26 protein-coding genes and 1 pseudogene are annotated in these 26893 nt (G+C 64.6%); 13 read left to right on the forward strand and 14 right to left on the reverse strand.

Annotation, left to right across the window (positions count from 1 at the left end; translation table 11 throughout):
- Positions 1 to 25 precede the first annotated feature (25 nt).
- Complete coding sequence (locus COW1_RS09750) at positions 26 to 1159, forward strand: phosphatidylserine/phosphatidylglycerophosphate/cardiolipin synthase family protein (RefSeq protein ID WP_231971555.1); 1134 nt, start codon at positions 26 to 28, stop codon at positions 1157 to 1159.
- A gap of 203 nt (positions 1160 to 1362) precedes the next feature.
- Here COW1_RS09750 and COW1_RS17260 read toward each other — a convergent pair.
- A pseudogene (locus COW1_RS17260) lies at positions 1363 to 2640 on the reverse strand (adenylate kinase); the annotation flags it as partial.
- Positions 2641 to 3064: 424 nt separating this feature from the next.
- On the opposite strand from COW1_RS17260, the gene COW1_RS09760 reads away from it, so the two are divergent.
- From COW1_RS09760 to ppa, 3 genes are all read left to right on the forward strand, one after another.
- Complete coding sequence (locus COW1_RS09760; protein ID WP_201344054.1) at positions 3065 to 4339, forward strand: 6-phosphofructokinase; 1275 nt, start codon at positions 3065 to 3067, stop codon at positions 4337 to 4339.
- Between the two features lie 360 nt (positions 4340 to 4699).
- Positions 4700 to 6718 (forward strand): sodium-translocating pyrophosphatase, encoded by a 2019-nt coding sequence (locus tag COW1_RS09765; protein WP_201344055.1) that lies wholly within the window; start codon positions 4700 to 4702, stop codon positions 6716 to 6718.
- Positions 6719 to 6869: 151 nt separating this feature from the next.
- Positions 6870 to 7418 carry an inorganic diphosphatase gene (ppa, locus tag COW1_RS09770; protein WP_201344056.1) on the forward strand — a complete coding sequence of 183 codons (549 nt, stop codon included), beginning with the start codon at positions 6870 to 6872 and terminating at the stop codon, positions 7416 to 7418.
- Between the two features lie 203 nt (positions 7419 to 7621).
- Here ppa and COW1_RS09775 read toward each other — a convergent pair whose 3' ends face one another.
- Together COW1_RS09775 and moaD are read right to left on the reverse strand one after the other, a co-directional pair.
- The gene (locus COW1_RS09775) at positions 7622 to 8062 is read right to left on the reverse strand and encodes a molybdenum cofactor biosynthesis protein MoaE (protein WP_201344057.1); all 441 of its coding nucleotides are present in this window, start codon (positions 8060 to 8062) and stop codon (positions 7622 to 7624) included.
- A gap of 1 nt (position 8063) precedes the next feature.
- On the reverse strand, positions 8064 to 8297 hold the full coding sequence (moaD, locus tag COW1_RS09780; protein WP_096364873.1) for a molybdopterin converting factor subunit 1: 234 nt from the start codon (positions 8295 to 8297) through the stop codon (positions 8064 to 8066).
- 233 nt (positions 8298 to 8530) lie between these two features.
- On the opposite strand from moaD, the gene moaC reads away from it, so the two are divergent.
- Positions 8531 to 9007 carry a cyclic pyranopterin monophosphate synthase MoaC gene (moaC, locus tag COW1_RS09785; RefSeq protein WP_096364871.1) on the forward strand — a complete coding sequence of 159 codons (477 nt, stop codon included), beginning with the start codon at positions 8531 to 8533 and terminating at the stop codon, positions 9005 to 9007.
- A 41-nt stretch (positions 9008 to 9048) separates the two neighbouring features.
- Here moaC and COW1_RS09790 read toward each other — a convergent pair whose 3' ends face one another.
- Positions 9049 to 9432 (reverse strand): Hpt domain-containing protein, encoded by a 384-nt coding sequence (locus tag COW1_RS09790; RefSeq protein ID WP_096364869.1) that lies wholly within the window; start codon positions 9430 to 9432, stop codon positions 9049 to 9051.
- Positions 9433 to 9631: 199 nt separating this feature from the next.
- Between COW1_RS09790 and COW1_RS09795 the strand changes: the two genes are divergently transcribed.
- Positions 9632 to 10321, forward strand: coding sequence for a hypothetical protein (locus COW1_RS09795; protein ID WP_096364867.1), 690 nt, complete (start codon positions 9632 to 9634; stop codon positions 10319 to 10321).
- A gap of 192 nt (positions 10322 to 10513) precedes the next feature.
- Positions 10514 to 11536, forward strand: a complete 1023-nt coding sequence (locus tag COW1_RS09800; RefSeq protein ID WP_157745316.1) for a YdiY family protein — start codon at positions 10514 to 10516, stop codon at positions 11534 to 11536.
- A gap of 149 nt (positions 11537 to 11685) precedes the next feature.
- Here the strand turns inward: COW1_RS09800 and COW1_RS09805 are convergent, their stop codons facing one another.
- A complete protein-coding gene (locus tag COW1_RS09805; RefSeq protein ID WP_201344058.1) occupies positions 11686 to 14019 on the reverse strand; it encodes a DUF1631 domain-containing protein in 2334 nt (777 codons plus the stop codon).
- 207 nt (positions 14020 to 14226) lie between these two features.
- On the opposite strand from COW1_RS09805, the gene COW1_RS09810 reads away from it, so the two are divergent.
- Both COW1_RS09810 and COW1_RS09815 read left to right on the forward strand, forming a co-directional pair.
- On the forward strand, positions 14227 to 15126 hold the full coding sequence (locus COW1_RS09810) for an HDOD domain-containing protein (RefSeq protein WP_096364861.1): 900 nt from the start codon (positions 14227 to 14229) through the stop codon (positions 15124 to 15126).
- Positions 15127 to 15188: 62 nt separating this feature from the next.
- Complete coding sequence (locus COW1_RS09815; RefSeq protein ID WP_096364859.1) at positions 15189 to 15512, forward strand: hypothetical protein; 324 nt, start codon at positions 15189 to 15191, stop codon at positions 15510 to 15512.
- Positions 15513 to 15675: 163 nt separating this feature from the next.
- Here COW1_RS09815 and COW1_RS09820 read toward each other — a convergent pair whose 3' ends face one another.
- From COW1_RS09820 to COW1_RS09830, 3 genes are all read right to left on the reverse strand, one after another.
- Positions 15676 to 16344: a flagellar brake protein gene (locus COW1_RS09820; RefSeq protein ID WP_172844243.1), complete on the reverse strand. Its 669-nt coding sequence runs from the start codon at positions 16342 to 16344 to the stop codon at positions 15676 to 15678.
- Positions 16345 to 16385: 41 nt separating this feature from the next.
- Positions 16386 to 16724 carry a hypothetical protein gene (locus COW1_RS09825; RefSeq protein WP_157745312.1) on the reverse strand — a complete coding sequence of 113 codons (339 nt, stop codon included), beginning with the start codon at positions 16722 to 16724 and terminating at the stop codon, positions 16386 to 16388.
- A 69-nt stretch (positions 16725 to 16793) separates the two neighbouring features.
- Positions 16794 to 17780 (reverse strand): PDC sensor domain-containing protein, encoded by a 987-nt coding sequence (locus COW1_RS09830; protein WP_201344059.1) that lies wholly within the window; start codon positions 17778 to 17780, stop codon positions 16794 to 16796.
- Positions 17781 to 17983: 203 nt separating this feature from the next.
- Between COW1_RS09830 and COW1_RS09835 the strand changes: the two genes are divergently transcribed.
- Complete coding sequence (locus tag COW1_RS09835) at positions 17984 to 18766, forward strand: ATPase (RefSeq protein WP_369801258.1); 783 nt, start codon at positions 17984 to 17986, stop codon at positions 18764 to 18766.
- Positions 18767 to 18776: 10 nt separating this feature from the next.
- On the forward strand, positions 18777 to 19877 hold the full coding sequence (locus tag COW1_RS09840; RefSeq protein ID WP_096364849.1) for a homoserine O-succinyltransferase: 1101 nt from the start codon (positions 18777 to 18779) through the stop codon (positions 19875 to 19877).
- A gap of 6 nt (positions 19878 to 19883) precedes the next feature.
- Here the strand turns inward: COW1_RS09840 and COW1_RS09845 are convergent, their stop codons facing one another.
- On the reverse strand, positions 19884 to 20792 hold the full coding sequence (locus COW1_RS09845) for a diguanylate cyclase (RefSeq protein WP_201344060.1): 909 nt from the start codon (positions 20790 to 20792) through the stop codon (positions 19884 to 19886).
- Between the two features lie 112 nt (positions 20793 to 20904).
- Between COW1_RS09845 and COW1_RS09850 the strand changes: the two genes are divergently transcribed.
- A complete protein-coding gene (locus COW1_RS09850) occupies positions 20905 to 21234 on the forward strand; it encodes a hypothetical protein (RefSeq protein WP_201344061.1) in 330 nt (109 codons plus the stop codon).
- 271 nt (positions 21235 to 21505) lie between these two features.
- On the opposite strand, the gene COW1_RS09855 is transcribed toward COW1_RS09850, so the two are convergent.
- From COW1_RS09855 to COW1_RS09865, 3 genes are all read right to left on the reverse strand, one after another.
- Positions 21506 to 22201, reverse strand: coding sequence for a pseudouridine synthase (locus COW1_RS09855; protein WP_201346083.1), 696 nt, complete (start codon positions 22199 to 22201; stop codon positions 21506 to 21508).
- Positions 22202 to 22322: 121 nt separating this feature from the next.
- Positions 22323 to 23453 (reverse strand): porin, encoded by a 1131-nt coding sequence (locus tag COW1_RS09860; RefSeq protein ID WP_201344062.1) that lies wholly within the window; start codon positions 23451 to 23453, stop codon positions 22323 to 22325.
- Between the two features lie 554 nt (positions 23454 to 24007).
- A complete protein-coding gene (locus COW1_RS09865; protein WP_201344063.1) occupies positions 24008 to 24841 on the reverse strand; it encodes a metallophosphoesterase in 834 nt (277 codons plus the stop codon).
- Between the two features lie 196 nt (positions 24842 to 25037).
- On the opposite strand from COW1_RS09865, the gene COW1_RS09870 reads away from it, so the two are divergent.
- Positions 25038 to 25292, forward strand: a complete 255-nt coding sequence (locus COW1_RS09870) for a hypothetical protein (RefSeq protein ID WP_201344064.1) — start codon at positions 25038 to 25040, stop codon at positions 25290 to 25292.
- A 9-nt stretch (positions 25293 to 25301) separates the two neighbouring features.
- Here COW1_RS09870 and COW1_RS09875 read toward each other — a convergent pair whose 3' ends face one another.
- Both COW1_RS09875 and COW1_RS09880 read right to left on the reverse strand, forming a co-directional pair.
- Positions 25302 to 25808 (reverse strand): TIGR02281 family clan AA aspartic protease, encoded by a 507-nt coding sequence (locus COW1_RS09875; protein WP_242466416.1) that lies wholly within the window; start codon positions 25806 to 25808, stop codon positions 25302 to 25304.
- A 164-nt stretch (positions 25809 to 25972) separates the two neighbouring features.
- Positions 25973 to 26869, reverse strand: coding sequence for a hypothetical protein (locus COW1_RS09880; protein WP_201344065.1), 897 nt, complete (start codon positions 26867 to 26869; stop codon positions 25973 to 25975).
- Positions 26870 to 26893 lie beyond the last annotated feature (24 nt).

Genomic DNA, 26893 nt, shown 5'->3' on the forward strand with positions numbered 1-26893 from the left:
GCGGCTTTGGGCTAGCGTCGCCCGGGTGAAAACGCCTCATCCCAAGCTGGACCTGCCCTGGCGCGGGGGCAATGAATTCGGACTGCTGATTGATGGCAAGGCCATCTTTCCCGTCATGCTGGAAGCGATCGCGCAGGCCCGCCGCAGTGTCTGGCTGGAGACCTACCTGGCCGAATCGGGCCAGGTCGCCACGCAGTTCATCCAGACCCTGCAGGCCGCGGCCCGGCGTGGCGTGACCATACGGGTGATGCTGGATGATTTCGGCGCCCGCGGCCTGAACCGGGCCGACAAGACGGCACTGCAGGGTCCGGGCATGCGGCTGCACCTGTACAATCCGCTCGACTATGGCCGGCTGCGCCGCAACCTGTTGCGCGACCATCGCAAGATCCTGGTGGTGGACGACGCAATCGCCTTCACCGGCGGCTGGGGTCTGACCGACGGCTTCAGCCCGGACAGTGCGGCGCCCTGGCGGGAGACCGGCATCCGCATCCGGGGCCCGAATGTCGGCGACTGGGCGGAACTGTTCACTGCCAACTGGGGCGCCGCCACCGGCGAGGCCCTGCCCGCGGTGCCCGGACCCGCCCCGCTCGCACCCGGCCAGCAGGGCCGGGTGGCCGTCGCCATGCGTCGCCCCTACACCGAAATCAAGCGCCACCTGCTGCGCCGGATACGCCGCTGCCGGGAGCGGCTCTGGGTGAGTACCGGCTATTTCGTCCCCGCCTGGAAACTGCGCCGGGCGTTGGCCCGGGCCGCCCGCCAGGGGCGTGACGTGCGCCTGCTGCTGCCGGGCCCGCTGACCGACCATCCCGGCGTGCGCTTCGCCGGCCGCCGGCATTACACCCGGCTGCTGCGCGCCGGGGTGCGCATTTTCGAGTATCAGCCACGGATACTGCATCAGAAGGTGGTGCTGTGCGATGACTGGAGCAGCATCGGTTCCAGCAACCTGGACCGCTGGAACTTCCGCTGGAACCTGGAGGCCAACCAGGAGGTGGAGGATGCGGCCTTTGCGGCCGGGGTCATGGCCATGCTGGAGGCTGACCTGCAGCAGAGCCGGGAAATCCGGCTGTACGACTGGCTGCGCCGCCCGCGCCTGGAACGACTCAGGGAATATCTGTTCGGGCTGCTTGACCAGCTTTCCGAACGGGCCATCCGCCGCTGACCCGGCAGGGTCTCCACTCAGCGCCGGCGCGCCGCCTTCTTCTTCGCGACCTTCTTCTTCGCGACTTTCTTCTTGGCGACTTTCTTCTTGGCGACTTTCTTCTTGGCGACCTTCTTCTTGGCGACCTTCTTCTTGGCGGACTTCTTTCCGCCGCTCTTCTTCACCGTCTTTTTCTTCGCCGCGGATTTGCGCACGGCCTGTTTCGCCGTTTTCTTCCTCACCGGGGCTTTCCTGGCTGCCTTCTTCTTCGCTACCTTTTTCTTGACAACCTTCTTCTTTGCGGCTGTCTTCTTGGCCACTTTCTTCTTGGCGACTTTCTTCCTGGTGACCTGCTTCTTCGCGGCCGACTTCCTGGCGGCTGTCTTCCTGGCCACTTTTTTCTTCGCGGCCTTTTTCTTCGCTGCGGCCTTCCTGCTGACCTGCTTTCCGGCGGCCGCTTTGGTGGCCGCGGACTTCTTGCCGGCCGGTTTTTTCTTCACGACCTTCTTCCCGGCCGCCTTCTTCGCCGCAGTCTTCTTCACCGCGGCCTTTTTCTTCACCCCGGCCTTCTTGCTGACGACGGCCTTTTTCGTCGCCGCCTTCTTTTTCGCAGCCACCTTCTTGCCGGCTGCAGTTTCACCGACAGCGGCCTTGGCGGCGGATGCCTTGCCAGACGCCTTGTTCGCGGTTGCCCCGGTCGCCGGCTCTGCCGCGGCTGACGCCGCTTCGCGGGCCTGTTCCGCGCCGGCGGCCCGCTGGGCGGCAATGGCACGGGCCGCGCTGCTGATGGCCTGACTGCGTTCCGGACGGGCCGGCGTCGCCGCCCGGGGCGCCGGTGCCGCCGGTTTGCCGGTGGTGGACGCCTCCACCACCTGAACCACGGCCTTGAAGATATCCTCGATCTCGCCCACGCCCTGGACCGTACGCAGCTTGTCCTGGCCCTGGTAGTAATCGACCAGCGGCGCAGTCTGGGTCTCATAGACCCGCAGCCGGTTGCCGATGGTTTCCTCGTTGTCGTCGGCGCGGTGATGCAGGTTGCCGCCGCATTCATCGCAGACACCGTCGACGTGCGGCGGTGAGGAGTAGATATTGCAGGTCCAGCCGCAGCTGGTGCAGGTGCGCCGACCGGTCAGGCGCTGCATCAGGATGTCGAAATCGACATTGATCAGCAATGCCAGTTCCAGCGGCTGACCGATCTCCTCCAGCAGGGTATCCAATGCCTCGGCCTGGGGCTGGTTGCGGGGGAAACCGTCAAGGATGAAGCCGCGGCGGGCATCGGGCTCCTGCAGCCGCTCGCGGATGATGCCCAGCACGATGTCGTCGGAAACCAGCTGGCCCGCGTCCATGGCGGCCTTGGCCTGGCGGCCCAGCGGGGTGCCGGCGGCAACGGCGGCGCGCAGCAGATCGCCGGTGGAGACTTGCGGAATACGGTACTTGTCCTGCAGACGTTTGGCCTGGGTCCCCTTCCCCGAACCCGGCGCACCCAGCAATACGATTCTCATTTTGGTGGTGACTCCTTGGTTTTATTCGTTATCCGGTGACGTCGAAATCATGGCGGCCAGACCGTCCCCGGTGGCCCGGGACCGTCCGCGTATTAATTTTTTTGCATGGGCGCATACATATTTTTTAGATGGCCCCACCCCCCGCATGCGTTTAAGCTACCGCCTCGAGTCACTGCAAGTCAACGCGGTAACCGCCGATCAGGCCGCCAGGGTTGCATGAGTTGCGGCTGGCGTGTTTTATTGCCTGCGGATTCCGGTTTGTGCCTGACCCTGGCCCGCGTGACGCGACCGAACCCAATGACCCAGACAGCCGATTTCAGAACATCCAGGCAGCACGCGCAGGCGGGTGTCGGCTGAACGCCACCGCCCGGCCCGCGCGGCGCCGGGTTTCCTTACCGTCAAATCAATAAACCGGGAGTACACAATGGCGAAATCGTCGGGCAAGAAGAACGCTTTCTATGCACAATCGGGAGGCGTGACCGCCGTCATCAATGCCAGCGCCTGCGGCGTGATCGAGACCGCACGCAAGCACAAGGACAAGATCGGCAAGGTCTATGCCGGGCGCAACGGGATCATCGGCGCGCTGACCGAGGACCTGATCGACACCAACAAGGAATCCAAGAGCGCGATCGCCGCGCTGCGCCACACCCCTTCCGGCGCCTTCGGCTCCTGCCGCTACAAGCTCAAGAGCCTGGAGCAGAACCGGCGCGAGTACGAGCGCCTGATCGAGGTGTTCGAGGCCCACAACATCGGCTACTTCTTCTATAACGGCGGCGGCGACTCGGCCGACACCTGCCTGAAGGTCTCGCAGCTGTCCAAGAAGATGGGTTACCCCATCCAGGCCATCCATGTGCCCAAGACGGTGGACAACGACCTGCCCATCACCGACAACTGCCCCGGCTTCGGCTCGGTGGCCAAGTACATCGCCGTCTCGACCCGCGAGGCCAGCTTCGACGTCGCTTCCATGGCCAAGACCTCCACCAAGGTCTTCATCCTGGAAGTGATGGGCCGCCACGCCGGCTGGATCGCCGCCGCCGGCGCGATGGCCTCCTCCGAGGACTGCGAGATCCCCGTGATCGTCCTGTTCCCGGAGGTCACCTTCAACCGCCGCAAGTTCATGCAGGCAGTCAAGGCCAAGGTGAAGCAGTTCGGCTATGTCTCCATCGTGGTTTCCGAAGGCGTGAAGAGCCGCGACGGCAAGTTCCTGGCCGACCAGGGCCTGAAGGACGCCTTCGGCCATGCCCAGCTCGGCGGCGTCGCCCCGGTGGTGGCCAACATGATCCGCGAGGACCTGAAACTGAAGTACCACTGGGCCGTGGCCGACTACCTGCAGCGCGCCGCCCGCCACATCGCTTCCAAGAGCGATGTCGAGCAGGCCTACGCCATGGGCAAGGCCGCAGTGGAACTGGCCATCAAGGGCAAAAACTCGGTCATGCCCACGGTAGTGCGCACCTCCAACAGCCCCTATCGCTGGAAGGTCGGCGAGGCCAACCTGTCGCGGGTGGCCAATGTGGAGAAGATGATGCCCAAGAGCTTCATCAGCAAGGACGGCTTCGGCATCACCAAGAAGTGCCGCGACTACCTGGGGCCGCTGATGAAGGGCGAGGACTATCCGCCCTACGGCAAGGACGGCCTGCCCAAATATGTCCGGCTCAAGAATGCGCCGGTCAAGCGCAAGCTTGGGGATTTCAAGGTCTGAAGCAATCCGCAGGAAGGGGCGCATCGCGCCCCTTTTTTGTGCCCTGCCGCCCATCCGATACACAGCAGTCAGGGCAGCGGATCCGGTCCGGCTTGATATCCGTCAAGGCCGGTGTAACCACCAACCAACAAGAATAGCCAGCAAACACCATTAAGGAATCTCTGATTTATTCGTCATTGCGATGCCCGGACCCGCAGGGTGGGGTACCCATGATGAAACCCGCTGGGGTTCTATGGGCGCGCAGCGCCGCGGCAATCTCCAACTGATTGATTCTACTGCACGAGATTGCCACGCCTGGCTCGCAATGACGCTTGAGTCTCAGCGCCATTCCATCAATAAGGTAACGGAGGAAAACCCATCATGTCGTCTGCGCTCATCTTCGCGCTCGTCTGCGCCATCGGCGCCATTGTCTATGGCGCCGTCTCGGTCAAGTGGATCCTCGGCAAGCCCAGCGGCAACGCCCGCATGCAGGAGATCGCCCAGGCCATCCAGGAAGGCGCCAGCGCCTACCTCAATCGCCAGTACACCACCATCGGCATCGCCGGCGTGGCCCTGTTCATCCTGGTGGGCCTGTTCCTGGACTGGGCCAGCGCCATCGGCTTTGCCATCGGCGCGGTGTTCTCGGGTCTGGCCGGCTACATCGGCATGCACATCTCGGTGCGGGCCAATGTGCGCACCGCCGAGGCCGCCCACAACGGACTGAACGCCGCCATGCAGGTCGCCTTCCGCGGCGGCGCCATTACCGGCCTGCTGGTGGTCGGTCTGGGGCTGCTGGGCGTGGCCGGCTACTACGGCATCCTGACCATGACCGGCGTCTCCACCGACAAGGCCCTGCATGCCCTGGTGGGTCTGGCCTTCGGCGGCTCGCTGATTTCCATCTTCGCCCGCCTCGGCGGCGGCATCTTCACCAAGGGCGCGGACGTGGGCGCCGACATCGTCGGCAAGGTCGAGGCCGGCATCCCCGAGGACGACCCGCGCAACCCGGCCGTGATCGCCGACAACGTGGGCGACAATGTCGGCGACTGCGCCGGCATGGCGGCCGACTTGTTCGAGACCTATGCCGTCACCGTCATCGCCACCATGCTGCTGGGCAGCCTGATGCTGCAGGACGCCGGTCCCTCGGCGGCCATCTATCCGCTGGCGCTGGGCGGCGTATCCATCATCGCCTCCATCATCGGCACCTTCTTCGTCAAGGCCAGGGAGGGCGGCAAGATCATGAACGCCCTGTACCGCGGCCTGATCGTTGCCGGCGTGCTCGCGGCCATCGCCTTCTACCCGGTCACCAGCATGATGATGGGCGACAACGGCCAGCACAGCGTCATGGCCCTGTGGGGTGCGGCCCTGATCGGCCTGGCCCTGACCGCGGCCATGGTGGTGATCACCGAGTACTACACCGCCACCGAGTTCTCGCCGGTGCGTCATATCGCGGCGGCCTCCACCACCGGCGACGGCACCAATGTCATCGCCGGCCTGGGCGTGTCCATGAAGGCGACCGCCGCGCCGGTGCTGGCCGTATGCGCCTCCATCTGGGGCGCCTATGAACTGGCCGGCCTGTACGGCATCGCCATCGCCGCGACCTCCATGCTGTCCATGACCGGCATCATCGTGGCGCTGGACGCCTACGGACCCATCACCGACAACGCCGGCGGCATCGCCGAGATGGCCGAACTGGACGAGTCCATCCGCAACATCACCGATCCGCTGGACGCGGTGGGCAACACCACCAAGGCGGTGACCAAGGGCTATGCCATCGGCTCGGCCGGACTGGCCGCGCTGGTGCTGTTCGCCGACTACACCCACGGGCTGGAGGCGGTGGGCAAGTCGTTCGCCTTCGACCTGTCGGATCACATGGTGATCATCGGCCTGTTCATCGGCGGCCTGATCCCGTATCTCTTCGGCGCCATGGCCATGGAGGCGGTGGGCCGCGCGGCCGGCGGCATCGTCAACGAGGTGCGGCGTCAGTTCAAGGAGAAACCCGGCATCATGGACCACAGCGAGAAACCGGACTACGGCCGCGCCGTGGACATGCTGACCAAGTCCGCCATCAAGGAGATGGTCCTGCCCTCGCTGCTGCCGGTGCTGGTGCCCATCATCGTCGGCCTGGTGCTGGGGCCGAAGGCCCTGGGCGGGGTGCTGCTCGGCACCATCATCACCGGCCTGTTCGTGGCCATTTCCATGACCACCGGCGGCGGCGCCTGGGACAACGCCAAGAAATACATCGAGGACGGCAATTACGGCGGCAAGGGCTCGGACGCCCACAAGGCGGCCGTGACCGGCGACACCGTGGGCGACCCCTACAAGGACACCGCGGGCCCGGCCATCAATCCGCTGATCAAGATCATCAACATCGTGGCGCTGCTGATCGTGCCGTTGCTGTAAATATAAAGATCTGCCACGGAATACACGGAAAGCACGGAATTCAATAATTCAATGGAAACTCCGTGACTTCCGTGTATTCCGTGGCGATCTTTAGTCTTTTGATTCAGGGCCGGTATAATACCGGCCCTTTCCGTTTATCTGGGAGCCTGTCATGAACCTCGATCGCGTCGACTCCGGCCGTGATGTGCCGAACGATATCCATGTCATTATCGAGATCCCGGCCCACAGCGATCCGGTCAAGTACGAGGTGGACAAGGATACCGGGGCCATGTACGTGGACCGGTTCATGAACACGGCCATGCACTATCCCTGCAATTACGGTTACGTGCCCCACACCCTGTCCGACGACGGCGACCCGGTGGACGTGCTGGTGCTGACCCCGGTGCCGCTGATCACCGGCTCGGTGGTGCGCTGCCGCCCGATCGGGGTGCTGAAGATGACGGATGAATCCGGCGACGACGCCAAGGTGCTGGCCGTGCCGGTGGACAAGCTGTGCAAGCAGTACCGCAAGGTGGAGACCTTCCGTGACGTCCCCGACATGATCCTGGAGCAGATCGCTCACTTCTTCGAACACTACAAGGATCTGGACGAGGGCAAGTGGGTGCGCGTCGAGGGCTGGGGCGGCATCGACGAGGCCAAGGGGGAGATAATGAACAGCGTGAAGATGTACAACGAGGCGCCGGAGAAGCCGAAGTTCTGATTACTTCAAGAGCGCCACGGAATACACGGAAAGCACGGAAATAATTATTGCTGTCAGTTATTGCAGGTCGGGTTAGCACAGCGTAACCCGACAGGGTGACGGGAAACGTCGGGTTACGCCCTGCGGGCTAACCCGACCTACACATAACACATTGTCCGTGCTTTCCGTGTATTCCGTGGCGCTCTTGATCCTGGCGCTTATCACTACCCCGGCGTGTTCTGCTCCACCCAGCGGGCGCTGCCGTCGGCGAGGGTCTCGCGCTTCCAGAACGGCGCCTTCGACTTCAGTTCCTCCATCAGCCAGCGGCAGGCCTCGAAGGCCTCGCGGCGATGGGACGACCAGACCGCGACCAGTACGATGGGGTCCTGCGGGGCCAGTTCGCCGATCCGGTGCAGGATCAGGGTATCCAGCAGCCCCCAGCGCTCGCCGGCCTCGGCGCTGATCCTCTCCAGATAGCCCTCGGTCATGCCGGGATAATGCTCCAGCGTCATGGCCCGGACGTCATCGTCCTGATTGAAATCGCGCATACTGCCCACGAACACCGCTGTGGCGCCGATGCGGCCATGCGGCGCCTGCGGCCGGGCCTCGTAGTCGGCCAGCCGCTGCCAGGGGTTGAAGGGGGTCGTCAGCACCTCGACCGGCATTTCAGCCTCCGGTCACCGGGGGGAAGAAGGCCACCTCGTCACCGTCGCTGACCGGGGCGGAGAAGTCGACATATTCCATGTTCACCGCCGCCAGCACATTGGCCGGCTGCTCGCGACCGTCGGTGGCCGCCAGCCAGACATCCTCCACCGAACCGCCCTCGGGCAGCTCGACCCGGGTCTCGGCGCGGTTCATCAGTTCGCGCAGGCTGGCGAAGAATTTGACATTGATCCACATGGTCGATTTGCGTTCAACGGCTGTAATCTGGTCGAATAGCCACGGAAAACACGGAAAATGCTTGAGCAAACTCTGGTCGTTACCCACCGTCATTCCCGCGAAGGCGGGAATCCATGGACCACGGCGGCGTCTGGATTCCCGCCTTCGCGGGAATGACGGAAAGGTCTTGTCCGTGCTTTCCGTGGCTATTCTTTAAGTTTAACACGCCATCACAAGCAAAGGCCCTGCTTCCCATGTCGGAATTCACGCATTTCAACGCCGCCGGCGAGGCCCACATGGTCGACGTCGGCGACAAGGACAGCACCCGCCGCGTGGCCGTGGCCGAGGGGCGGATCGAGATGCAGCCCGAGACCCTGGCCATGATCCGCGCCGGCGACCACAAGAAGGGCGATGTCCTGGGCATCGCCCGGGTGGCCGGGATCATGGCCGCCAAGAAGACCTCCGACCTGGTGCCCCTGTGTCACCCGCTGGCCCTGACCCGGGTGGAACTGGGCTTCGAGACCACGGACAACCCGGCAGCGGTGCACTGCAGCGCCACGGTGGAGACCCGCGGTCCGACCGGGGTGGAGATGGAGGCCCTGACCGCCGTGCAGGTCGCGCTGCTGACCATCTACGACATGTGCAAGGCCGTCGATCGCGGCATGCGCATGGAAGGGATACGGCTGCGCGAGAAGCGCGGCGGCAAGTCGGGCGACTGGACGGCAGACTAACCCCGCCCGGAGCGACGCAGCGGGGCAGGACGACGACGAACTCACCGCCGCGGCAGGGTCGGCGCAGTCGGCGGCGGCACCGGGGCGGCAGTGGCCAGCTGCGCCAGGGACTGCAAACGGTCGCGGAAGGCTTCGCACTCCGACGCCGGCGGCAACGCGTCCCGCTCCAGCCACCGCCGCAGCTGCTGTTCCAGAACCCCTGCCGCCTGTCCCAGTTCCGGATGACCGAAGGTGGACGCACCGCCGGCCAGGTTGTGCAGTTCGCGCTGCAACTGCTCGGCCAGGCCCTGCTCCCAGCCGTCCCGGCACAGCCGCTGCCCGTGCGCGTTCAGTTCGGCCAGGCGCTCCGGCAGGGCCAGCTGGTAGCGTTCGTGCAGCGCCTGCAGCTGCGCCTGCACTGTCTCGGTGTCATCGGTTGATACCATCGATGGTCACTGCCTCCCGCGCAGCCCCGCGGCGGCCGCTCACTGCCGGGCACAATAGCATGAACCCCGGCGGTTGAATCCGTCTGCAGCCGCCATTGCCGGCTCCGGGCCCGCCTATACCGCACAATCCATGGGTTGTGTTCCTTGCCAGGCTTGGGTAAAAGGAGGCCGACCCAATCACCTGATATAATCCGGATCCATGAGCGACGATACCCATCCCATCCAGGCCCTGGACACGGGCCAGTCCCAGGCCGAACTGGAACAGCTGCTGGCCGATCACCGCCAGCACCTCAAGGCCCTGCCCGAGACCGCCCCGGCTGCCGACCGCGCCCGGGTCCGGCTCGATATCGCCGAGGCCCTGCTCGGCCTGGGCCGCAATGCCGAGGCCTGGGACGAGGCTCGCGCGGTCTTCGATACCTTCATCGACAACGAACTCTGGCAGGAGGCGGTCGAGGCCTGCGACATCCTCTATCGCTGCGACCAGCCGGAGTCCATCCTCGCCCTGGGCAACGGCACCTGGCTGGCAGTGACCTACCCGATCGCGCCCGCCACCAGCGTGGCCATGCTGCACCACATCGTCGACGAGACGCCGGAGCGCTCCGACGGCGGCGCCGTGGCCGCGGCGGCGGCACACTACCTCGCCGACCTGCGCACCGAAGGCAGGGAGCACGAGAGCCTGACCTTCCTGACGGCACAGATCCTGGGCCGGGTGGCCGAGCGCCATCGCGACATCAAGGACCCGGAGATGATCAACGTCTGGATGGAGGCGCTGCAGCTCAACGATCCGGGCGAGTTCCTGCCGCGCCTGGGCAAGGTGCTGGAGGTGATCGTCAACGACAACTGGTGGTATGACCGCGACGCCCTGCGGGCGCGGCTGCCGGTCAACTGACCCCGTTGCGGTCAGTTGACCGCAACGGGGTCATTGCGATGCCCGGCCCGGAAGGGTGGGGTATACATAATGAAAACCCGCAGGGGTTCTATGGCCGCGCAAGCGGCGTGGCAATCTCATCCAGTTTCAAGGCACATTGAATGGCTGCCGTACCATGGCGCCACTCCCGACAACAATTCATCAGGAACACCCATGCCTTTCAAACACACCCGGCTCACCGCCCTGCTCTGCTCCGCACTGGCCTGCTCGCCGGCCCTTGCCGATACCCTGATCATGCACAACGGCGACCGCCTGACCGGCACGGTGGTCACCAAACAGGCCGACACCCTGACCCTGAAGACTCCCTATGCCGGCACGCTCGAGATCCAGTGGTCCCAGATCAGGCAGGTGATCAGCGACCAGCCGGTGCAGATCATCCTCGAGGACGAAACCCGCCTGACCGGCACCCTGCTGCCGGCCGGGGACGGGACGCTGCGGATCAAGGCCGGCGAGATCCTGGAGACCGCCCCCATCGAACTGTCGGCAGTGCGTTACATCAACCCGCCGGTGGAGGTCAACGGCGGGGTGCGGGTCAAGGGCAACATCAATGCCGGCGCCAATATCAGCAGCGGCAACACCGACACCGAGCAGTATCATCTCGATGCCGAGGTGGTGGCGCGCACCCTCACCAATCGTTTCACTGTCGGGGCGACCTTCAACCGTTCCACCGACGACGGCACCGAGACCGCCTCCAACGCCACCGGCTACGGCAAGTATGATCATTTCCTCACCGAGAAGTGGTATACCTACGCCAACGCCCTGTTCACCCGCGACGAGTTCAAGGACCTGAAGCTGCGCACCACCCTCGGTCTGGGCTCGGGCTATCAGTTCTACGAATCGGAACCGCTGAACCTGTCACTGGAAGGCGGTCTGACCTATGTCAACGAGGATTTCTACGACAAGGAAGACGAGAGCTACCCGGCCGGACGCTGGGCGTTGAACTACGACCGCCTGCTGTTCGGCAGCCGGCTGCGCTTCTTCCACTATCATGAAGGTCTGCTGGGGCTGGAGGACATCAACGACATCCTGATCCTGAGCCGGACCGGTCTGCGGGTGCCGTTGGGCCAGGGCCTGACCGCCACCACCCAGATCGACGTGGACTGGGACAACACCCCGGCCGACGGCAACGACAGCACGGATATGCGCTATCTGCTCAACCTGGGCTATGCGTGGTAACGGCTTGGGCGGGCGGTGTTGGCCGGGGGAGGGCTTCCGGGCTTAGCGTGCAAACTGCGCACATGCGCCCGGAAGCCCTCCCCCGGCCGACAGCGGTTCCGGAGACAGCGGACATTGCCGGGGATACTCTGCTCAAGGACGCCTGAGTGTCACCCCGCCTGCTGCAGCCCGTCGAGCATGTGGCTGACGGCACGGTCGAACAACGGCACGGCGTCGATCGGTCGGGCGCTGCCACGGCGGAATTCGGCGGCCAGCCCCTGCAGGGTCATGTCGGCCTCCTTGAGTCCCTTGCGGTTGGTAAACAGATAGCTGCCGGTCACCGGGCTGATCCAGGTCAGCTTGGCGCGCACCGTTTCACCGGATTCCCTGACGAATTCCACCCAGCCGCCCTGCTGCAGAGAGCGGGCCATCTCGGTGAACTCGTCCTCCATGACCTCGTGCTCGTCCCCGGACTCGTCGAGGATGATCTCCTCGACATCCAGTTCACCCAGCCCCTGCTCGTCCAGCAGCCGGTGCAGGGTCGCGTGGGCAGCCGCGTGGGCCTCGGCATCCATGGCGTCAGCCAGTTCGTCCACCTGTTCATCGACGTCGTCGATATCCTCCGCCAGCGGATCGGCGGCAAGCGGGTCGGCCGTGGACAACGCCTGTTCCCCGGCTTCGGCACCGGCATCGGCCCGTGCCTGCTGAACCACCTGCGCATGCAGATCGCCCAGCTGGGAGAGGAAGGCCTGATAGCTGTCATCGCTCATCGCCACCAGTTCCATACCCTCGCGCAGGCTCTCCAGCAGCCCGGGCAGCATACGCACCAGGCGGTCGCGCTCGCTGGCAAGCTTGGGCCGTATGCTCCACAGCAGGTTGTCGGTCACCGTCAGCGCACGCTTCCACTCCAGGCTGCCGTCGCCTTCCCTGACCAGCATGACCAGCAGATAATTCTTCCAGTAATTGACCATGAAGCTGCGGATGAAGGCGGGCAGGCTCAGGTTGCGGGTGCGGTGCGCGATCTCCTCTTCCACGTACTGCTTGGCATAATGCAGCTGCTCCTTGCTGCGCAGCAGGCCGGTCGAGGCGGCCTCCTGCTCGCTCGCCCGTTCGGCCTCCTCGGCCATGAAGGCCTCCAACTCCTCCAGCAGTTCCTCGAACAGCGCGACATCATCATCGAACTCCGTCTGCACCCGCTGCACAATGGATTCGACCGTCTGGTAAAGGGTGCTGTCACGATCATCCGGATTCCAGCCCGCGGCGGCCTCGGCCAGCGCATTGAGCAGGCGCCTGGCCGGATGACTCTTGCGATTGAAGAAGGCCTGATCCTGCATGGCGATCTTGAGCATGGGGATCTGCAGTCGACCGATCAACGCCTTCATGGGATCGGGGATATCGCGGTCATCCAGGATGTAGTCGAACAGCATGGACACCACGTCGATGATCAGTGCGTCCAGCCCGCCCACGCCCTCAGCCAGCGCTGCGGCCTTGACGTCATGAATCACATTGACGCTGCCGCCGCCCAGGGCCCGGGCATCGAGGCCGGCATAGCCGCCCGTACCCTGCTGCAGCAGGGTCAGCCCCTGCAGAAAGCCGGCCGGAACCGTGCCACCGATCCCGAAGCCGCCACCTACACCACCTACACCACCTGCACCACCGACGCCGCCAGGCGCCCCGTAGCCGCCCGCCGGCGCCAGCTGCTGCAGCGCGGCGAACAGGTCGGGACCCTGATCCTGCTCATCCTCCCCGGCCGGCGCCTGCGAGTCAGCGCCGGCAGCCGTGCCGCCCGCCGTCGCAGTGCGTGATTTCGAAGGCACCCGGGAGCGCAGGTCGGGAAGCACGTCCTGGCTGACCAGGAAGCGGTTGAGCGTCTTGTACAGCGGCAGGACATCCTCGCTGACCACATAGCGGTCGTAGAGCTTGAGGATGATCAGCTTGACCTTGAGGCCGGACTCGACCGGGCTGCAGGCCTGCAGAAAGGCGTTGCACAGCACCCGCGGCCCGACCGGGTTGGCGTGGCCCTCCAGCGCTTCGTCGGCCAGAAGATAGCCTATGCGCCGATCCAGCATCCCCAACTCCTGGGTGCAGCCGGTTTCAATCTTCTGGACCATGTTGGTGACGGCGAGGTTCTCCTCCATTTCGTCGTCGCCCACCAGGTCGAGTTCCAACTCATCCCCCTCCCGGCCGGCGGCGCTGCCGGCGGGCGCCGGGGCAACGGCGGTATTGAAGCCGTCGATCAGGGTGGACTGGAAAATCCGCTCCATGTCACTACGCTTGATCCGGACTTCCCGCATGGCATCGAAATACTGGCTCTGGACCGCATTGTTCTCGGCCTTTTCGGCCAACTCGAACAGGGCGTCGTCGACCTTGTCCAGCATTCTGCCAACGGCAGCACACAGATGCTGCTTCGCCTGTTCGCGGCAGGCGCGCAGCAGTTCGTTCGCTCTGCGCTGATCCAATCCCCTGCGGCTGCGTTCGTACTCATTCATATGAACGACTCTCATGGCGTGCCTCGTCGATGCGATCCGGTTGAATTAGTTCTCCTGCGTGAGTTGTTTCGGCCGCCTCATGCAAAGGCTCAGTCCCGATGCTGAAAAATGTGATCGCTGGCGCAAAATCCGGCCGACCGGCCCGGGTTGGCTCAACTCCGCAGCCACGGGGCCGACAATCCCGGTAACAGGAGATGCTGTCAGCCATTCGACGGGGTAGCCATGCAGAATATCGAATCCCACGCCACCCATGATCTTGCCCCGGACCTGATCACGGAGATCGTCGACGACGTCAGCTACCTGGTCTCACCGCCCGATGTCTGCGTGAAGGTCTTCGACCTGATCGAGTCCAACGACGCCTCGGCCCGCGACATCGGCGACGCGATCAGCCACGACCCCAGCCTGACCGCCCGGCTGCTGCGGCTGGTCAACAGCTCCTTCTTCAATTTCCCGCGCCGCATCGACACCGTCAGTCGGGCCGTGACCGTGCTCGGGGTGCGCGAGCTGTACAGCCTGGTGATCGCGGTCTCGGCCATCCGCTCCTTCTCCAACCTGCCGGTGAAGCTGGTCAACATCGACACCTTCTGGCGGCACTCGCTCTACACCGGCCTGATCTCACGCAACCTGGGCCGCGAGTGCCGGATCCTGCACCCGGAACGGCTGTTCGTGGCCGGCCTGCTGCACGATATCGGCAGCCTGGCCCTGTATACCCGCCAGCCCGAACTGATGCGCGACCTGCTGCTGGTCAGCGACGGCGACGAGGCCATCCTGCACCAGGCCGAACTGGCCGAGTTGGGCTTCACCCACGCCGAGGTGGGCGCGGCCCTGGCCGAGCGCTGGAACCTGCCCGAGGCCCTGTGCGAGGCCATCCGCTATCACCATCTCCCCGCCTACGCCGCCGAGGCCCGGATCGAGGCGGCCATCGTCCACCTGGGCGAGACCCTGGCCAACCGTTCCGAGATCGGCGCCTTTGCCGAGACGGCGGCGCCGGAGACCCCGGTCGACCCGGTGGTGTGGGACATCCTGGAACTCAGGGCTGAAGATTTCGATGCCGCGGCCGTTATCGGAGAGGCGGGGAATCAGTTCACCGATACCGCCGGGCTGCTGCTGGCCCGGGCCTGAACGCCGGCCGGGCCGTCGAAGCGGCTGGCGACACTGCGGACAAGCCCCTAGAATTCAGTCAGATGGTTACCATCAACACCAATTACCGGCCCGACGACCTGGGCACCCGGGCACTGGAGCGGGAGAACACCGGCCCGAAGGAGACCCGGGCCGTCAGCGCCACCGCGCCCAAGCCGGCCATCGCCGGCACCGAGTCGCGGCCGCAGCCCGAACCCCCGCCGCCGACCCTGCAGCGACAGGGGCGGGAACGGCGCAAGGGCCACGACCGGCGCCAGCGTGATATCCCCGTCCTGCTCGACACCCGCAGCAACCGCGAGCGCCGCCGCAATCCCGAAACTGCCGACGCGGACGAGCCGCCCAAACGCGGCATTGATGTCTTTACCTGACCGGGGCAGCGGCAATAACGCAGGGTTTTCGAAAAATTCTGTATTGCCTGCATCACTTCTGCCGTCGCAGATCAAGGTAGCGAAGAGATTTTATAGTCGTTTTCTTTGCGTCTCTGCGCCTCTGCGCCCTCTGCGTTACCCGTCGCCGCAGCGAAAATGATGATCACCCCCCGGCACCGCGGCGCTCGACCACCTTGTTGCCGATGTACTGCTCGATGAAGGCCAGGGCCTGGTGATTCAGACCGGCGAATTCCACGCCGTGGTGATAGACCCGCTTGCCGGCATTGCTGCTCATCTCCTCGCGCACATAGCGCACCTCGCAGGGCAGCACCAGGCGCCGGCCGCCGTCACCGCTCATGCTCGGAATCTCGATCGAGAAGCGCTCCCCGACTTCGCCCAGACGCGTACCGGCCACCAGCCGGGCGCCGGTCATGCTGATGTCGGCCAGCGCCACCGACAGCTTCTGCCCCTGCTCCTCCATCACCAGCATCATCGCCATGTCGTTGACCGGGATGCGCGAGGCGCGCCGGCCCTGCACGCTGTGCACGCCCTCGGGGAAGGCGATATGCAGGTAGGGATAGGGATCGGTACAGGTACGCAGGATACGGGACTGGAACTGGTACAGGCTGTCGCCGGCCTCGAAGCGGATCAGAACCGGCTCGTCCGCCGCCAGCGCCAGGCAGGTGCCGTCCTGCTCGGGCCAGCTGAGCATGACCGAGTGCGGTTCCCGATAGCCGAGCAGGGTCACGGGACGGCTGCAGTCGTCGTTCTCCGCCTCCAGCTGCAGGCGGCTCCCGACCACCAGATTGAAGGGATGGCTTGCCATCATCATGGAAAATTTCCTCCGAAATCCTTCCATGTTAACGGCACATTTCAGTCAAACTGCAGGTCGACCTCGAAGCCCTCGGCGGTTTCGGCGACCCGGATGGCGGCCAGCGCCGGCAGCCGGGTGGCGACATAGGCGCACCAGAGGGAGGCGACCGCCGAGTCACCCGCCTCGCGGGTGAGCTGGTTGAGCAGCTGCTCGATGGCGAAGTGCGCCTTCTGTTCAGTGGTGGGCGTATCGATACGGCCCTGCGGCAATTCCACGCCCCGCGCCAGCTCCAGGTCCAGGGCCTCGAGCCGGTGACGCACCTGGCCGGGCAGACTGCTGCCGCGGTCGAACTCGATACGCCTGCTGTCGTTGATATACACCACCATATTCGTGCTCATGCCGTGCGGATCTCCCCGGTTCGCCAGCCGCCATGGTAACGCAGCCCCGCACACCCAATCCCGCACGGATCAGGCGGGAGTGGAGCTGGCAGCGCTCCAGAAGGGCATACCGCGATCGAGGAATTCGGCATAGGGCAGGTAATGACTGCCGTCGCAGGAGAAGGTCAGCGCCACCAGGCCGTTGAAGATGTTGAGCGAGCCGGAACGCAGGTAGATGGTCTCGTCGGCGAAACGCAGTTCGCGAAAGCCGTCCAGGATCTCGCCTATGCGCACGGCCGGGATCACCGCCTTGTCCGGATAGGGCGTACGGCCGAAGGCCATGCAGACGTCCGGATCGATGAGTGCATCCAGATCCAGCAGGCGGTAACGGTAGGGGTCGTCGACGAACCAGACCGTGGCGCGATTGCTGGAAAAATGCAGGATGCAGTGGAACACCCCGTGATCGATGATCAACTCCTCCATGATGGCAAGCACGTCGCGGATGCGACGGTCCAGTTCGGTCTCGGTACGGGTCTGCAGAAAGACGTTGCGGCGGATGGCCGGGTCGCCCTTGATCTGGCGCCAGTGGTGCGGCTCGTCGTAGAGCTCGCGCGTCAGCGGCAGGTCGCGCAGGTCGAAGTCCGCGCCGAGAAACCCCACGATCGCATCGTCCTTGCGGATCACCTGAACCGCGGTGATCGAGGGCCGGTGGGCGCGCAGACTCATGTAGGAGTCCGACAGCAGCATGCCCTGGATCGGCAGCACCCGGTTCATGTAGGGCCGATCCGAACGGTCACGGCCGAAGTGCTCGGGCAGCAGCCCCTGGTGGGTGGCGTTGTCGCAGATCTGGCGACCGTACTTGTCGGTCACGTACAGGAACTGGCAGTACGGCAATTCGTGCAGGCCCGAACTCAGGGCCTGATTCAGCCATTCGCGTTCCGGCCAGACCTGCGCGCAGCGCTCGGCCAGCCGCTGCAGCGGGATGGTGATCATGCCTTCCAGCGCCTGGCGCTGGCGGGTGATGCTGGCCTGCAGGCCGTCGCCGGCCGTGATCGATTCAAGCGTAGCGTCGTTCATATCAAATCGGATGCTGGGTAACGGGTGCATGATAGCCAATCGTGACGACAGAACCCAGCCGGCAGCGGGCATATGTCCCCACCGCGGAAAATCCCTTAGAATACAGGAAGACAATCAACCCACCGCCAGGCGGGAGACAGCAAGTGAAACTGAGCGCGCAGGAATTCCGGGATTGGGAGCACAAGAGCATCACTCTGCTCGGCATGTCGGGAGTGGGCAAGACCCGCCTGTCGAACATCCTGCGCCAGCGCAACTGGTTTCACTTCTCCGGCGATTACCGCATCGGCACCCGCTACCTGGACGAGTCCATCCTGGACAACATCAAGCTGCAGGCCATGCAGATCCCGTTCCTGCGCGATCTGCTGCGCTCGGACTCGATCCAGGTGATCAACAACATCACGGTGGACAACCTGCAGCCGGTCTCCAGCTTTCTCGGCAAGCTCGGCAATCCCAGCCTGGGCGGGCTTGGCCTGAAGGAGTTCAAGCGCCGCCAGGCCCTGCACCACTGCGCCGAGATCGCGGCCATGCGCGATGTGCCCGAGTTCATTCTCAAGGCGCGACAGATCTACGGCTACCAGCACTTCATCAATGATGCCGGCGGCAGCGTATGTGAACTGGACGACCCGCCGACGCTGCAGGCCCTGGCCGAACACACACTGATCCTCTACATCCAGGCCACCGAGAAGGATGAGAAGGAACTGATCCGCCGCGCCGAGTCCTCGCCCAAGCCGCTGTACTACCGCGAGGCATTCCTGGACGAACAGCTGGAAATCTACATGCAGGAAAACGACCTGCCCTATGTCGCCCTGATCGATCCCGACGATTTCGTGCGCTGGATCTTCCCGCGGCTGTTCTATTCCCGCATCCCGCGCTACGAGGCGATTGCCGGGGAACACGGCTACACCATTACCACGGACGAACTGCACCAGGCCCGCGACGAGACCGATTTCCTGGACCTGATCTGCAGCGTCCTGGACCGACACTAAGGAAACGCGCATGCCACTGGTTGCCAATTCCGAACTGCCCGCCTTCGACCGCCTGCGCGGCGAGGGCGAGACCATCATCTCCAACGATGAGGCCATTCGTCAGGATATCCGCGAACTGCACATCGGTCTGTTGAACATGATGCCGGACGCCGCGCTGGCCGCCACCGAACGCCAGTTCTTCCGGCTGATCGGTGAAAGCAACCAGATCGCCCAGTTCTATATCCATCCCTTCACGCTCAAGGAGCTCAAGCGCGGCCCCGAGGGCCAGGCACACGTTGATCGCTATTACGAGTCCTTCGACCAGATCAAGGCGGAAGGCCTGGACGCACTGATCATCACCGGCGCCAACGTGATCGGCCCGGAGTTGTCGGAGCAGCCGTTCTGGGACCCTCTGATCGAGGTCATCGACTGGGCCTACGAGAACGTAACCTCCACGGTCTGCTCCTGTCTGGCCACCCATGCGGTGATGGAGTTCCGCTACGGACGCAAGCGCCGGCCGCTGGGCTTCAAGCGCTGGGGGGTATACCCGCATCGGGTCATGCAGCGCCGCCACCCGCTGGTCAGCGGCATGAACACCCGCTTCGACGTCCCGCACTCACGTTTCAACCAGATCGACCGCGAGGATTTCGAGGCCGCCGGCCTGCACATCCTGGTGGAGAGCGAGGAGGCCGACGTGCACCTGGCTGTCAGCGAGGACGGCTTTCGGCTGATCTTCTTCCAGGGACATCCTGAGTACGACGCCATCAGCCTGCTCAAGGAATACAAGCGCGAGATCATGCGCTTTGCCAGCGGCGAGCGCGAGGACTACCCGCCGTTTCCGGACAACTACTTCAGCATCACCATCCAGGCCATCCTGGACGAGCACCAGGAGCGGCTGACCCGGGCGCTGGCGCGGAACAAACCTCTGCCGGAACTGCCCGAGGCCCTGATCATGCCCTGGCTGGACAACACCTGGCACGACAGCGCCGAGGCAGTCATCAATAACTGGATCGGGAAGGTCTACCAGACCACCAACATCGATCGCCGCTATCCGTTCAAGGCCAGCGTGGACCCGCAGAATCCGCTGGGCATCAGGACCTTCGAGGAGCGTACCCCGGTCCCGGGGTTCTAGGACCGGTCAACAACAAGTCTCGGCGGCAACGCGGATGCAGTTGCGCCCTGCCGCCTTGGCCGCGTACAGGGCCTCGTCGGCACGGCGCACGGTTTCGGCCAGCGGCACCCGGGTGTCCAGCCGCGCCAGGCCGCAGGAGACCGTCACCCGGATGTCACCTGCCTCGAAACCGATCTCGCGCCCGGCGATCTCGCGGCGCAGCCGCTCCAGGATCTCCTCGGCCTGCGCCAGGTCGGTATTCGGCAGTGAGATCAGGAATTCCTCGCCACCGTAACGGCAGATGGTGTCATAGGGCCGCAACTGCTCGCGCAGCAGGCCGGACAGGGTCTTGATGACCTGGTCGCCGACCATGTGGCCGTAGGTATCGTTGATGGACTTGAAGTGGTCGATATCCACCAGGCTCAGGCAGCAGGTCTCCTGCTCCCGGCTGACCCGGGCGAATTCCTGGTTGAGCAGCAGTTCGCAGGCCTGGCGATTGAGTGTGCCGGTCAGGGCATCGAAGGAGTAGCGCAGGACCTGCAGTTCCTCGCGCAGGCCGACCAGACGTTCGCACAGGCCCTTCTGCAGATCCATGAAGTGGGCGTACTCGTCCTCGCGGATGGCGCGGCCTTCCTGCGCCTTGCCCGCCAGCAGCCGCCCCTGATCGTGCATCTTGCGATGCAACGCCTCGATGGCGGTGAAATGGGGATGCTCGCGGATGACGCCGGCGGCCTCGTGATAGTACCAGAGGCCGAACTTGCAGCGCTGGTGCGCGGCCGGATCCAGGATGTCATCGGTGAAGGCCGGCCGGCCGGTGATCAGGCCGCTGTGCAGCCGCCGCAGCCATAATTGATGATTCCGGTCGGCCCGTTCCAGCGTGTTGATCACACGCTGGGTCTCATCCTCGTCCAGAATCAGGGCCAGCGAACGGTCCATAGCCATCCTGTTGCATTGTTAGCCGGGCAGCGGCATAGAATGCAACGATAAACCCGCACTGCCCGGGCTGCAAACCTGATGCGCCCGCGGCAATCCGCCTGGAGAGCAGTCAATGCGATTTCACCAGCTCAGGATAGGAGACCGGTTCCGGTTTGAGGGAGAGCTCTATACCAAGCACAATGCCCTGCTGGCCGTGCATGCCACCAGCGGCCGGCAGCAGCTGATCAAACGCTCGGCCGCAGTCGAGCCCTGCCCTCCCGAAACTGCCGGCACGCCTGCCCGCCGCGAAGTCCCGGCCGCCGCCGTGCTGGCAGCCTTCGACGCCTTCTACGCTCAGTGCCGGCAACTGCTGGCCGAATGCGGCAACGACGTACAACTGGACGCACGGCTGGAACAGGCCCGCCAGGCCTTCCTGGACCGGCTGCAGAACAACTCTTCGTAGGCCGGAACAAACGCAGCGTTCCCGTCCCCCGGTTAAGCCAGCGGCGGATGTGCACTCCGGTTCCGGTGTCGATTGAACCAGCGCCGTGCCTGCGGCCGGCCCCCTCTTGCGGGCTTAGCGTGCAAACGGCGCACATGCGCCCACAAGAGGGGGCCGGCCGCAGGCACTCGTTTGGCGGGTTGAGTATCGTAGGATGGGTGAAGCCGGGCGAAACCCATCTTTTTTTCGGGAGCGGACCGATGGGTTGCGGCGCGCAACGCCTTCACCCATCCTACGTCACGGCACATCTGACTTCCTCATCCGTCAGGGGCCGCCATTGGCCGGGTTCCAGCGCGGCGTCCAGTTCCAGCGGTCCGATGGCCTCCCGATGCAGCGCCGTCACCCGGTTCCCGACCGCAGCGCACATGCGCTTGACCTGGTGATAACGTCCCTCTGTCAGGGTCAGCAGGATGCAGGCGGGATCGATCACCTCCACCTGCGCCGGTCGGGTGGGCATGGTCTCGCCCCGCAGCACCACGCCGGCCCGCAGGGCAGTGAGCTGAGGTTCGGTCACCGGCTCGGCCAGGGTCACGCGGTAACGCTTGGCGCACTGCCGGCGCGGCGAGGTCAGCCGGTGCGACCAGTCGCCGTCGTCGGTGATCAGCACCAGCCCCGACGCCGACAGATCCAGCCGCCCGGCCGCGTGCAGCCCTGCGCGCGGCTCCACCCCGAGCAGGTCCAGCACGGTCGGATGGCGGTCGTGGCGGGTGACACTGACCCAGCCCACCGGTTTGTACAGCATGAAATAGCGCAGGCCGCGCACACGCACCGGCGCGCCGTCCAGACACACCTCCGACGCCCCCATAACCGCCGCGGCCGGGTCCCGCACCTCGGCTCCCGCCAGCGTCACCCGGCCACGGCGGACTGCCTGCCGTGCACGCGAACGGGTCAGGGCGGTGTTCTGGCTGAGAAAGCGGTCCAGGCGCATGGCGCTATTGTACGCCGCACTGCGCCCGCCCGCCTCAGGCACACAGAAAAGCCCCGCCACAAGGCGGGGCTCAGGCATCCCTGCATGAAGGAGGATAAGGGGGAAGTAACCTCCGTCCGGTCTAGAACACGAACTGGCCCTGCAGGTAGATCTCGTCCTGATCGTTGCCGTTCACACCCTCAACATTCTCGCCCATGCGGTAGGTGAACTGGAATTTCAGGTCGTGCTTGTGCACGAACCAGTTGGCACCGACCGAGGCCCGGGTCCATTCGTCGGCGTAGTTGTCGGCATCCTGGGACTCGTAGCCGGCCACCAGTTCCAGCTTGCCCGGCATGATCATGTAGCCGCCTTCCAGCGCCCAGTTCTCCAGGTCGGTGCTGCCGTTGCGGAAAATGCCGCCGGTGTAGCCGCCGGCGACGGTGTCGGCATCGAACAGGTTGTACTGGGCGTCCACGGAGAAGCCAGCCGCCCGGAAGGCGCCGCTGACCTCGAAGCCGGTCACACTGTCCACGTCGGGCTTGCCGGCCTGGTTGGTGTTGTTGTCGTTGTCGTTCTCCCACTGGAAGGCCGCCACACCAACGGTGGCCTTCGTCTCGCCCTTGAAATCACCCTGGGAGAACTTGAGGATGCCGAAGGGATGGAAGTCGACGCGGGCGCCGTAGACCCAGCCTTCATTGAAATCACTGTTGCTGTTGATCGGGGTGTCGAAATCCAGCTTGTCCTCGTCGGGATCGATGGAGGAAGAGGCGAAGGAGGCGCCCCAGGTGATCACGTCGCCGCTCTTGCCGGTCAGATGGATACCGGCGGTGCGGTCCGGACTGCCGTAGTTGTGGTCACCGACGAAGGTACGCTCGACCAGCTGCTGCTTCTTGGACGAGGTCAGGTTCTCGCGCGAGAAGGGGAATTTGGCATTGCCCAGGGTCAGCTTCATGTTGTCCATGCCGGTGTACTGCATGTAGGCATCCTTGACTGCGATCTCGTTGTCGCCCGAGGCCTTGCCCATGTCCCACTGGAACTTGCCCTTCCAGTCGGGATGCACGCTGCCCTCGATGTAGGGACGGAAACGGCGGAAGATGACTTCGTCCTCGCTGCTGCCGTTGTCCGGGTCGATCGAGTTGTACTGCAGCTGGATGCGGCCGCCGAGCTTCACATAGGTGTCGCCTTCCTCATAGACGGTCACGCCTGCGCTGGCCGTGGTGGCGAGCAGGGTGCCGCCGATCAATGCGGTCATCGCCGCGGTAATCTTCTGCATGCGCATGTCTTTCCCCGTATTGCTGGTGAATGGAAGAATCGGAATACGGGGCGCAGTGTAGGGAGGGGGTATGACGTCTGGATTACCGGGGGGTGACATTTGGATTACAAAACAACAGGGCTGTTGTCTGCCCACGACGCAGGGGCTAAAGCGCCACGAAATCCACGAAACCCACCAGAATAATATTGATTGACCAGACCGGAACCGGAGGCGGGCCAGCGCCGGGCGGGCAGGGCTTTCGGGCTTAGCGTGCTGCGCACATGCGCCCGAAAACCCTGCCCGCCCGACACTGGCTTTACGTGTCGCGGTCAACGGGGTGTTGCAGTTGAATGTCGGGATAAAGGCCCCAAGGCCGGTTTCCGGCAGTGATCCGGGTTACCGGGAACGCCACTCTTATCCCGACCCAAGCCACCCCACCGAACCAGTGTCCGCGGCCGGGACCTTCCTGAGGGCGCATGTGCGAGGTTTGCACGCTAAGCCCTCAGGAAGGTCCCGGGCGCGGACACGGCAATGATTCAACCAACGTCGAAGCCGGGGGCGGGTCAGCGCAGGCGTCAGACCTTGGTGGATCGCAGGTAGGAGTCGACACCCGCGGCCACGCTGATCTCTCCGGCCTTGACCCGGGGCAGGTATTCGCGCATCCAGGGTCCGACATGCATCCGCGCCTGTTCCAGTTCCAGCCGGATCAGGTGGGTGACGGCGCCGCCTTCCTCGAGAAAACCGCTTTCGTCCATGTCGCGCAGGGCGCGCGCCTTGTCGAAAGGCACGCGGGCGATCTCGGCCTGCCAGCGCCCGTCCGCCAGGGTGAAACGCCCGTAGGCGGCACGCTCATCGCCGTCCAGCGGCTGACCGACCGAGCCGGTGTTGACCACCAGGGTGCCGTTGAAGCGCTTGATCAGCGGCTTGTGGGTGTGAGAGCCGACGAACAGATCGCGCGCCGGGCCGAGCTTCTCGACCAGTTCGTCTTCAGGCGTACTGGCCGAGATGCCGGCGCGGTTGCCCAATCGGGAACCATGAGTGATGTGCAGGGAGGCGCCGACCGGGGCATCCAGGTCATAGTGTTCATCCCAGGCGGCGATATCGGCCACGGCATCACCGAGCTGGCGATAGGTCCAGTGGGCAAACAGACGCAACTCCCGGGTCGGATCGTCTGCGGCCAGCGGGTCATCGGCACAGGCCAGCACATAGGCCTCGTGGTTGCCTTTGATGCAGCGGCTGCCGGGAAAGCGTGCCTGCAGCAGCCGCAGGCATTCCAGGCTGCAGGGACCGCGATTGACCAGGTCGCCGTTGACGATCACCTGATCCGCGCCCCAGCGCTCGATGTCGTCGAGCACCGCGGTCAGCGCCGGCAGATTGCCGTGAGCATCGGATAAAACTGCAAATTTCATAGGGATTCACGGGCCGGGAGTCATACCTATGATACCGGAAACCGGTCACTGGCAGAACCGCGGCGACCGCAGCCGACCCGCCTCGCGAAATGTGATGCACTTAACGGCAGTCGGATCGAAACAGGCGTTTCATGGCGCCACGAACGAACAACGTTCGTGGTTCCATCAACAACAAACAGCGTCAGGAGGTATACCCATGAAGAAGCAGATCACTGTCATCGCCTGTGCATTCGCCTTTGCCAGCGGCTCCGCCATGGCCGGGGAACAGGCCGGCAAGTTCAAGCAGCTGGACGCCAACCAGGACGGCTACATCTCCGCCGAGGAGGCACAGGCCAGCCAGGCCCTGAGCAGCCAGTGGCAGTCGGTTGACCAGGACGGCAACAACCAGGTCGACGAGTCCGAATTCAGCGCCTTCGAAATGGAGCCGCAGCAGGACACGAACCAGGAATAAGCCCCACCCTCAGCCCGGCGGCGCCTCACCGGCCGCCGCCAGGCTGCCTTCCCCGCAACTCAACCGCAGTTCCGCCGGGTCGGTCGAGAACACGAAAGGCGCGGTCCGCGTCAGTACGCTCAACCCCAGGATCTGCCGGCTCTTGCCCGGGAACACCGCCGCCTCGACATCCCTCAGTTCGCAGCGGCCGCCTATGGCCAGGCGCTCGATGCGATATACCGGCACCCGCATGCGCTCACCGTTGGCCAGAATACCGGACAGGTCCTTGAGATATTCGGCCTGGCCGGTTTCCTGCAGCGCGGCCAGGGTCACCTCGTTGATGGTCATGTAGCCCGAGCCGGTGTCGACCAGGAAGTCGGATGCCCCGAGCCCTGCGATCTCAGCACTGACGTAGAAGGTCGCCGCCGATCTTTCCTGCATCGGTATTCGGACGTCGAATTCCTGACCCATGGCGGGTCCCAGCAGCCAGAATGCCGCCGCACCAAGCCCCAGACGTTTCCAGAATCGTTTTTTCATACAGCACGTTACCCCATCTCAACCGCAGCCTCGATGCCGCCCTGCATACAGGGGTAGCAACATCCGGGCCATGCGGCCGGGCAAAAAAAGCGGCCCGGACAGAATCCGGGCCGCATTGGGGACGGCAATGAATCAGGGCCTGCTGCTCTGCAGCATTACCCCAATCACAAATCCTGCAGCAGCCGATCGATACGCTGCTGCAGGGCCTTGAGTTCCTCCCGCATGGCCGCCCGGCTGTCCGGGTCCCCCGCCTCGGCCTGACCCGACTGTCGCTGCCGCAACGCGTTCAGCTGCTGCCGCAGGGCCTCGTTCTCGCGCTCCAACTCCGCCACCCGGGCCTCGTAGCTGGCATAGGTCTCGGCGGCCTCGCGTTCGCCCTGCGCCTGCGCCCGTTCCAGTTCCGCGACCCGCGCCTCGTAGCTGGCATAGGCATCCCGGGCCTGGTGCTCGGCGGCCTCGAGTTCATGCTCCAGATCGCTTACCCGGGCCTGATACTGTTCATAGGTCTCGCGCGCCTCGGCCGCAGCGGCCTCAAGCCCGGTCAGGGCGGCACTGCCCGCGACGTGATCCTCGCGTCCCTGCTCCAGTTCGGCGACGCGTCTTTCGTAGGCCACATAGGCCTGTTGACTCTGTGCCTGGGCGGCCTCGAGCTCGTGCTCCAGTTCACCGACGCGGTCCTCGTAGTCCTGATAGGCGGCCCTGGCCTGGATCGCCGCCTCTTCCTTTTCCTGCTCCAGTTCGCGGACCCGCTGCTCATAGCTGTCATAGGTCGCGCGCGCCTGCTGTTCTCCCTGCGCCTTCTCCCGTGCCAGTTCGGCCAGGTAGCTTTCATAGCTGGCGTAGGTCTCGGCCGCCTGCTTCTCGGCCTGCTCCAGGGTCGGTTCCACCTCTCCGGTCTCCGGACCCGCGGCCTGTTGCGTCGTCTCCTCGTCGCGGGTCTCCGGCATCAGGCTGGCAACGAACAGAAACACCAGCACCACCACGGCGGCGATCTTGGCCTTGCCGATATTGCTTTCCTCGTTCCAGTTCTGCCTGAACCAGTCAGTCACGGCATCCAGCATGCTCTCCCCCCGGATTGTTTCGAT

The organism is Thiohalobacter sp. COW1 (assembly GCF_016629505.1).
In the GTDB taxonomy this organism is placed as follows: Bacteria; Pseudomonadota; Gammaproteobacteria; order Thiohalobacterales; family Thiohalobacteraceae; genus Thiohalobacter; species Thiohalobacter thiocyanaticus_A.

What these genes read in the sequence shown, in the direction of transcription:
- COW1_RS09855 (WP_201346083.1), bottom strand. Translation starts at nt 22,201, where the DNA reads ATGCGCCTGGACCGCTTTCTCAGCCAGAACACCGCCCTGACCCGTTCG.
- COW1_RS09800 (WP_157745316.1), top strand. Translation starts at nt 10,514, where the DNA reads ATGCCTTTCAAACACACCCGGCTCACCGCCCTGCTCTGCTCCGCACTG.
- ppa (WP_201344056.1), top strand. Translation starts at nt 6,870, where the DNA reads ATGAACCTCGATCGCGTCGACTCCGGCCGTGATGTGCCGAACGATATC.
- COW1_RS09805 (WP_201344058.1), bottom strand. Translation starts at nt 14,019, where the DNA reads ATGAGAGTCGTTCATATGAATGAGTACGAACGCAGCCGCAGGGGATTG.
- COW1_RS09840 (WP_096364849.1), top strand. Translation starts at nt 18,777, where the DNA reads ATGCCACTGGTTGCCAATTCCGAACTGCCCGCCTTCGACCGCCTGCGC.
- moaC (WP_096364871.1), top strand. Translation starts at nt 8,531, where the DNA reads ATGTCGGAATTCACGCATTTCAACGCCGCCGGCGAGGCCCACATGGTC.
- COW1_RS09825 (WP_157745312.1), bottom strand. Translation starts at nt 16,724, where the DNA reads ATGAGCACGAATATGGTGGTGTATATCAACGACAGCAGGCGTATCGAG.
- COW1_RS09880 (WP_201344065.1), bottom strand. Translation starts at nt 26,869, where the DNA reads ATGCTGGATGCCGTGACTGACTGGTTCAGGCAGAACTGGAACGAGGAA.
- COW1_RS09860 (WP_201344062.1), bottom strand. Translation starts at nt 23,453, where the DNA reads ATGCAGAAGATTACCGCGGCGATGACCGCATTGATCGGCGGCACCCTG.
- COW1_RS09865 (WP_201344063.1), bottom strand. Translation starts at nt 24,841, where the DNA reads ATGAAATTTGCAGTTTTATCCGATGCTCACGGCAATCTGCCGGCGCTG.
- COW1_RS09810 (WP_096364861.1), top strand. Translation starts at nt 14,227, where the DNA reads ATGCAGAATATCGAATCCCACGCCACCCATGATCTTGCCCCGGACCTG.
- COW1_RS09760 (WP_201344054.1), top strand. Translation starts at nt 3,065, where the DNA reads ATGGCGAAATCGTCGGGCAAGAAGAACGCTTTCTATGCACAATCGGGA.
- COW1_RS09765 (WP_201344055.1), top strand. Translation starts at nt 4,700, where the DNA reads ATGTCGTCTGCGCTCATCTTCGCGCTCGTCTGCGCCATCGGCGCCATT.
- COW1_RS09775 (WP_201344057.1), bottom strand. Translation starts at nt 8,062, where the DNA reads ATGCCGGTCGAGGTGCTGACGACCCCCTTCAACCCCTGGCAGCGGCTG.
- COW1_RS09845 (WP_201344060.1), bottom strand. Translation starts at nt 20,792, where the DNA reads ATGGACCGTTCGCTGGCCCTGATTCTGGACGAGGATGAGACCCAGCGT.
- COW1_RS09830 (WP_201344059.1), bottom strand. Translation starts at nt 17,780, where the DNA reads ATGAACGACGCTACGCTTGAATCGATCACGGCCGGCGACGGCCTGCAG.
- COW1_RS09875 (WP_242466416.1), bottom strand. Translation starts at nt 25,808, where the DNA reads ATGAAAAAACGATTCTGGAAACGTCTGGGGCTTGGTGCGGCGGCATTC.
- COW1_RS09795 (WP_096364867.1), top strand. Translation starts at nt 9,632, where the DNA reads ATGAGCGACGATACCCATCCCATCCAGGCCCTGGACACGGGCCAGTCC.
- COW1_RS09815 (WP_096364859.1), top strand. Translation starts at nt 15,189, where the DNA reads ATGGTTACCATCAACACCAATTACCGGCCCGACGACCTGGGCACCCGG.
- moaD (WP_096364873.1), bottom strand. Translation starts at nt 8,297, where the DNA reads ATGTGGATCAATGTCAAATTCTTCGCCAGCCTGCGCGAACTGATGAAC.
- COW1_RS09850 (WP_201344061.1), top strand. Translation starts at nt 20,905, where the DNA reads ATGCGATTTCACCAGCTCAGGATAGGAGACCGGTTCCGGTTTGAGGGA.
- COW1_RS09870 (WP_201344064.1), top strand. Translation starts at nt 25,038, where the DNA reads ATGAAGAAGCAGATCACTGTCATCGCCTGTGCATTCGCCTTTGCCAGC.
- COW1_RS09835 (WP_369801258.1), top strand. Translation starts at nt 17,984, where the DNA reads ATGTCGGGAGTGGGCAAGACCCGCCTGTCGAACATCCTGCGCCAGCGC.
- COW1_RS09820 (WP_172844243.1), bottom strand. Translation starts at nt 16,344, where the DNA reads ATGATGATGGCAAGCCATCCCTTCAATCTGGTGGTCGGGAGCCGCCTG.
- COW1_RS09790 (WP_096364869.1), bottom strand. Translation starts at nt 9,432, where the DNA reads ATGGTATCAACCGATGACACCGAGACAGTGCAGGCGCAGCTGCAGGCG.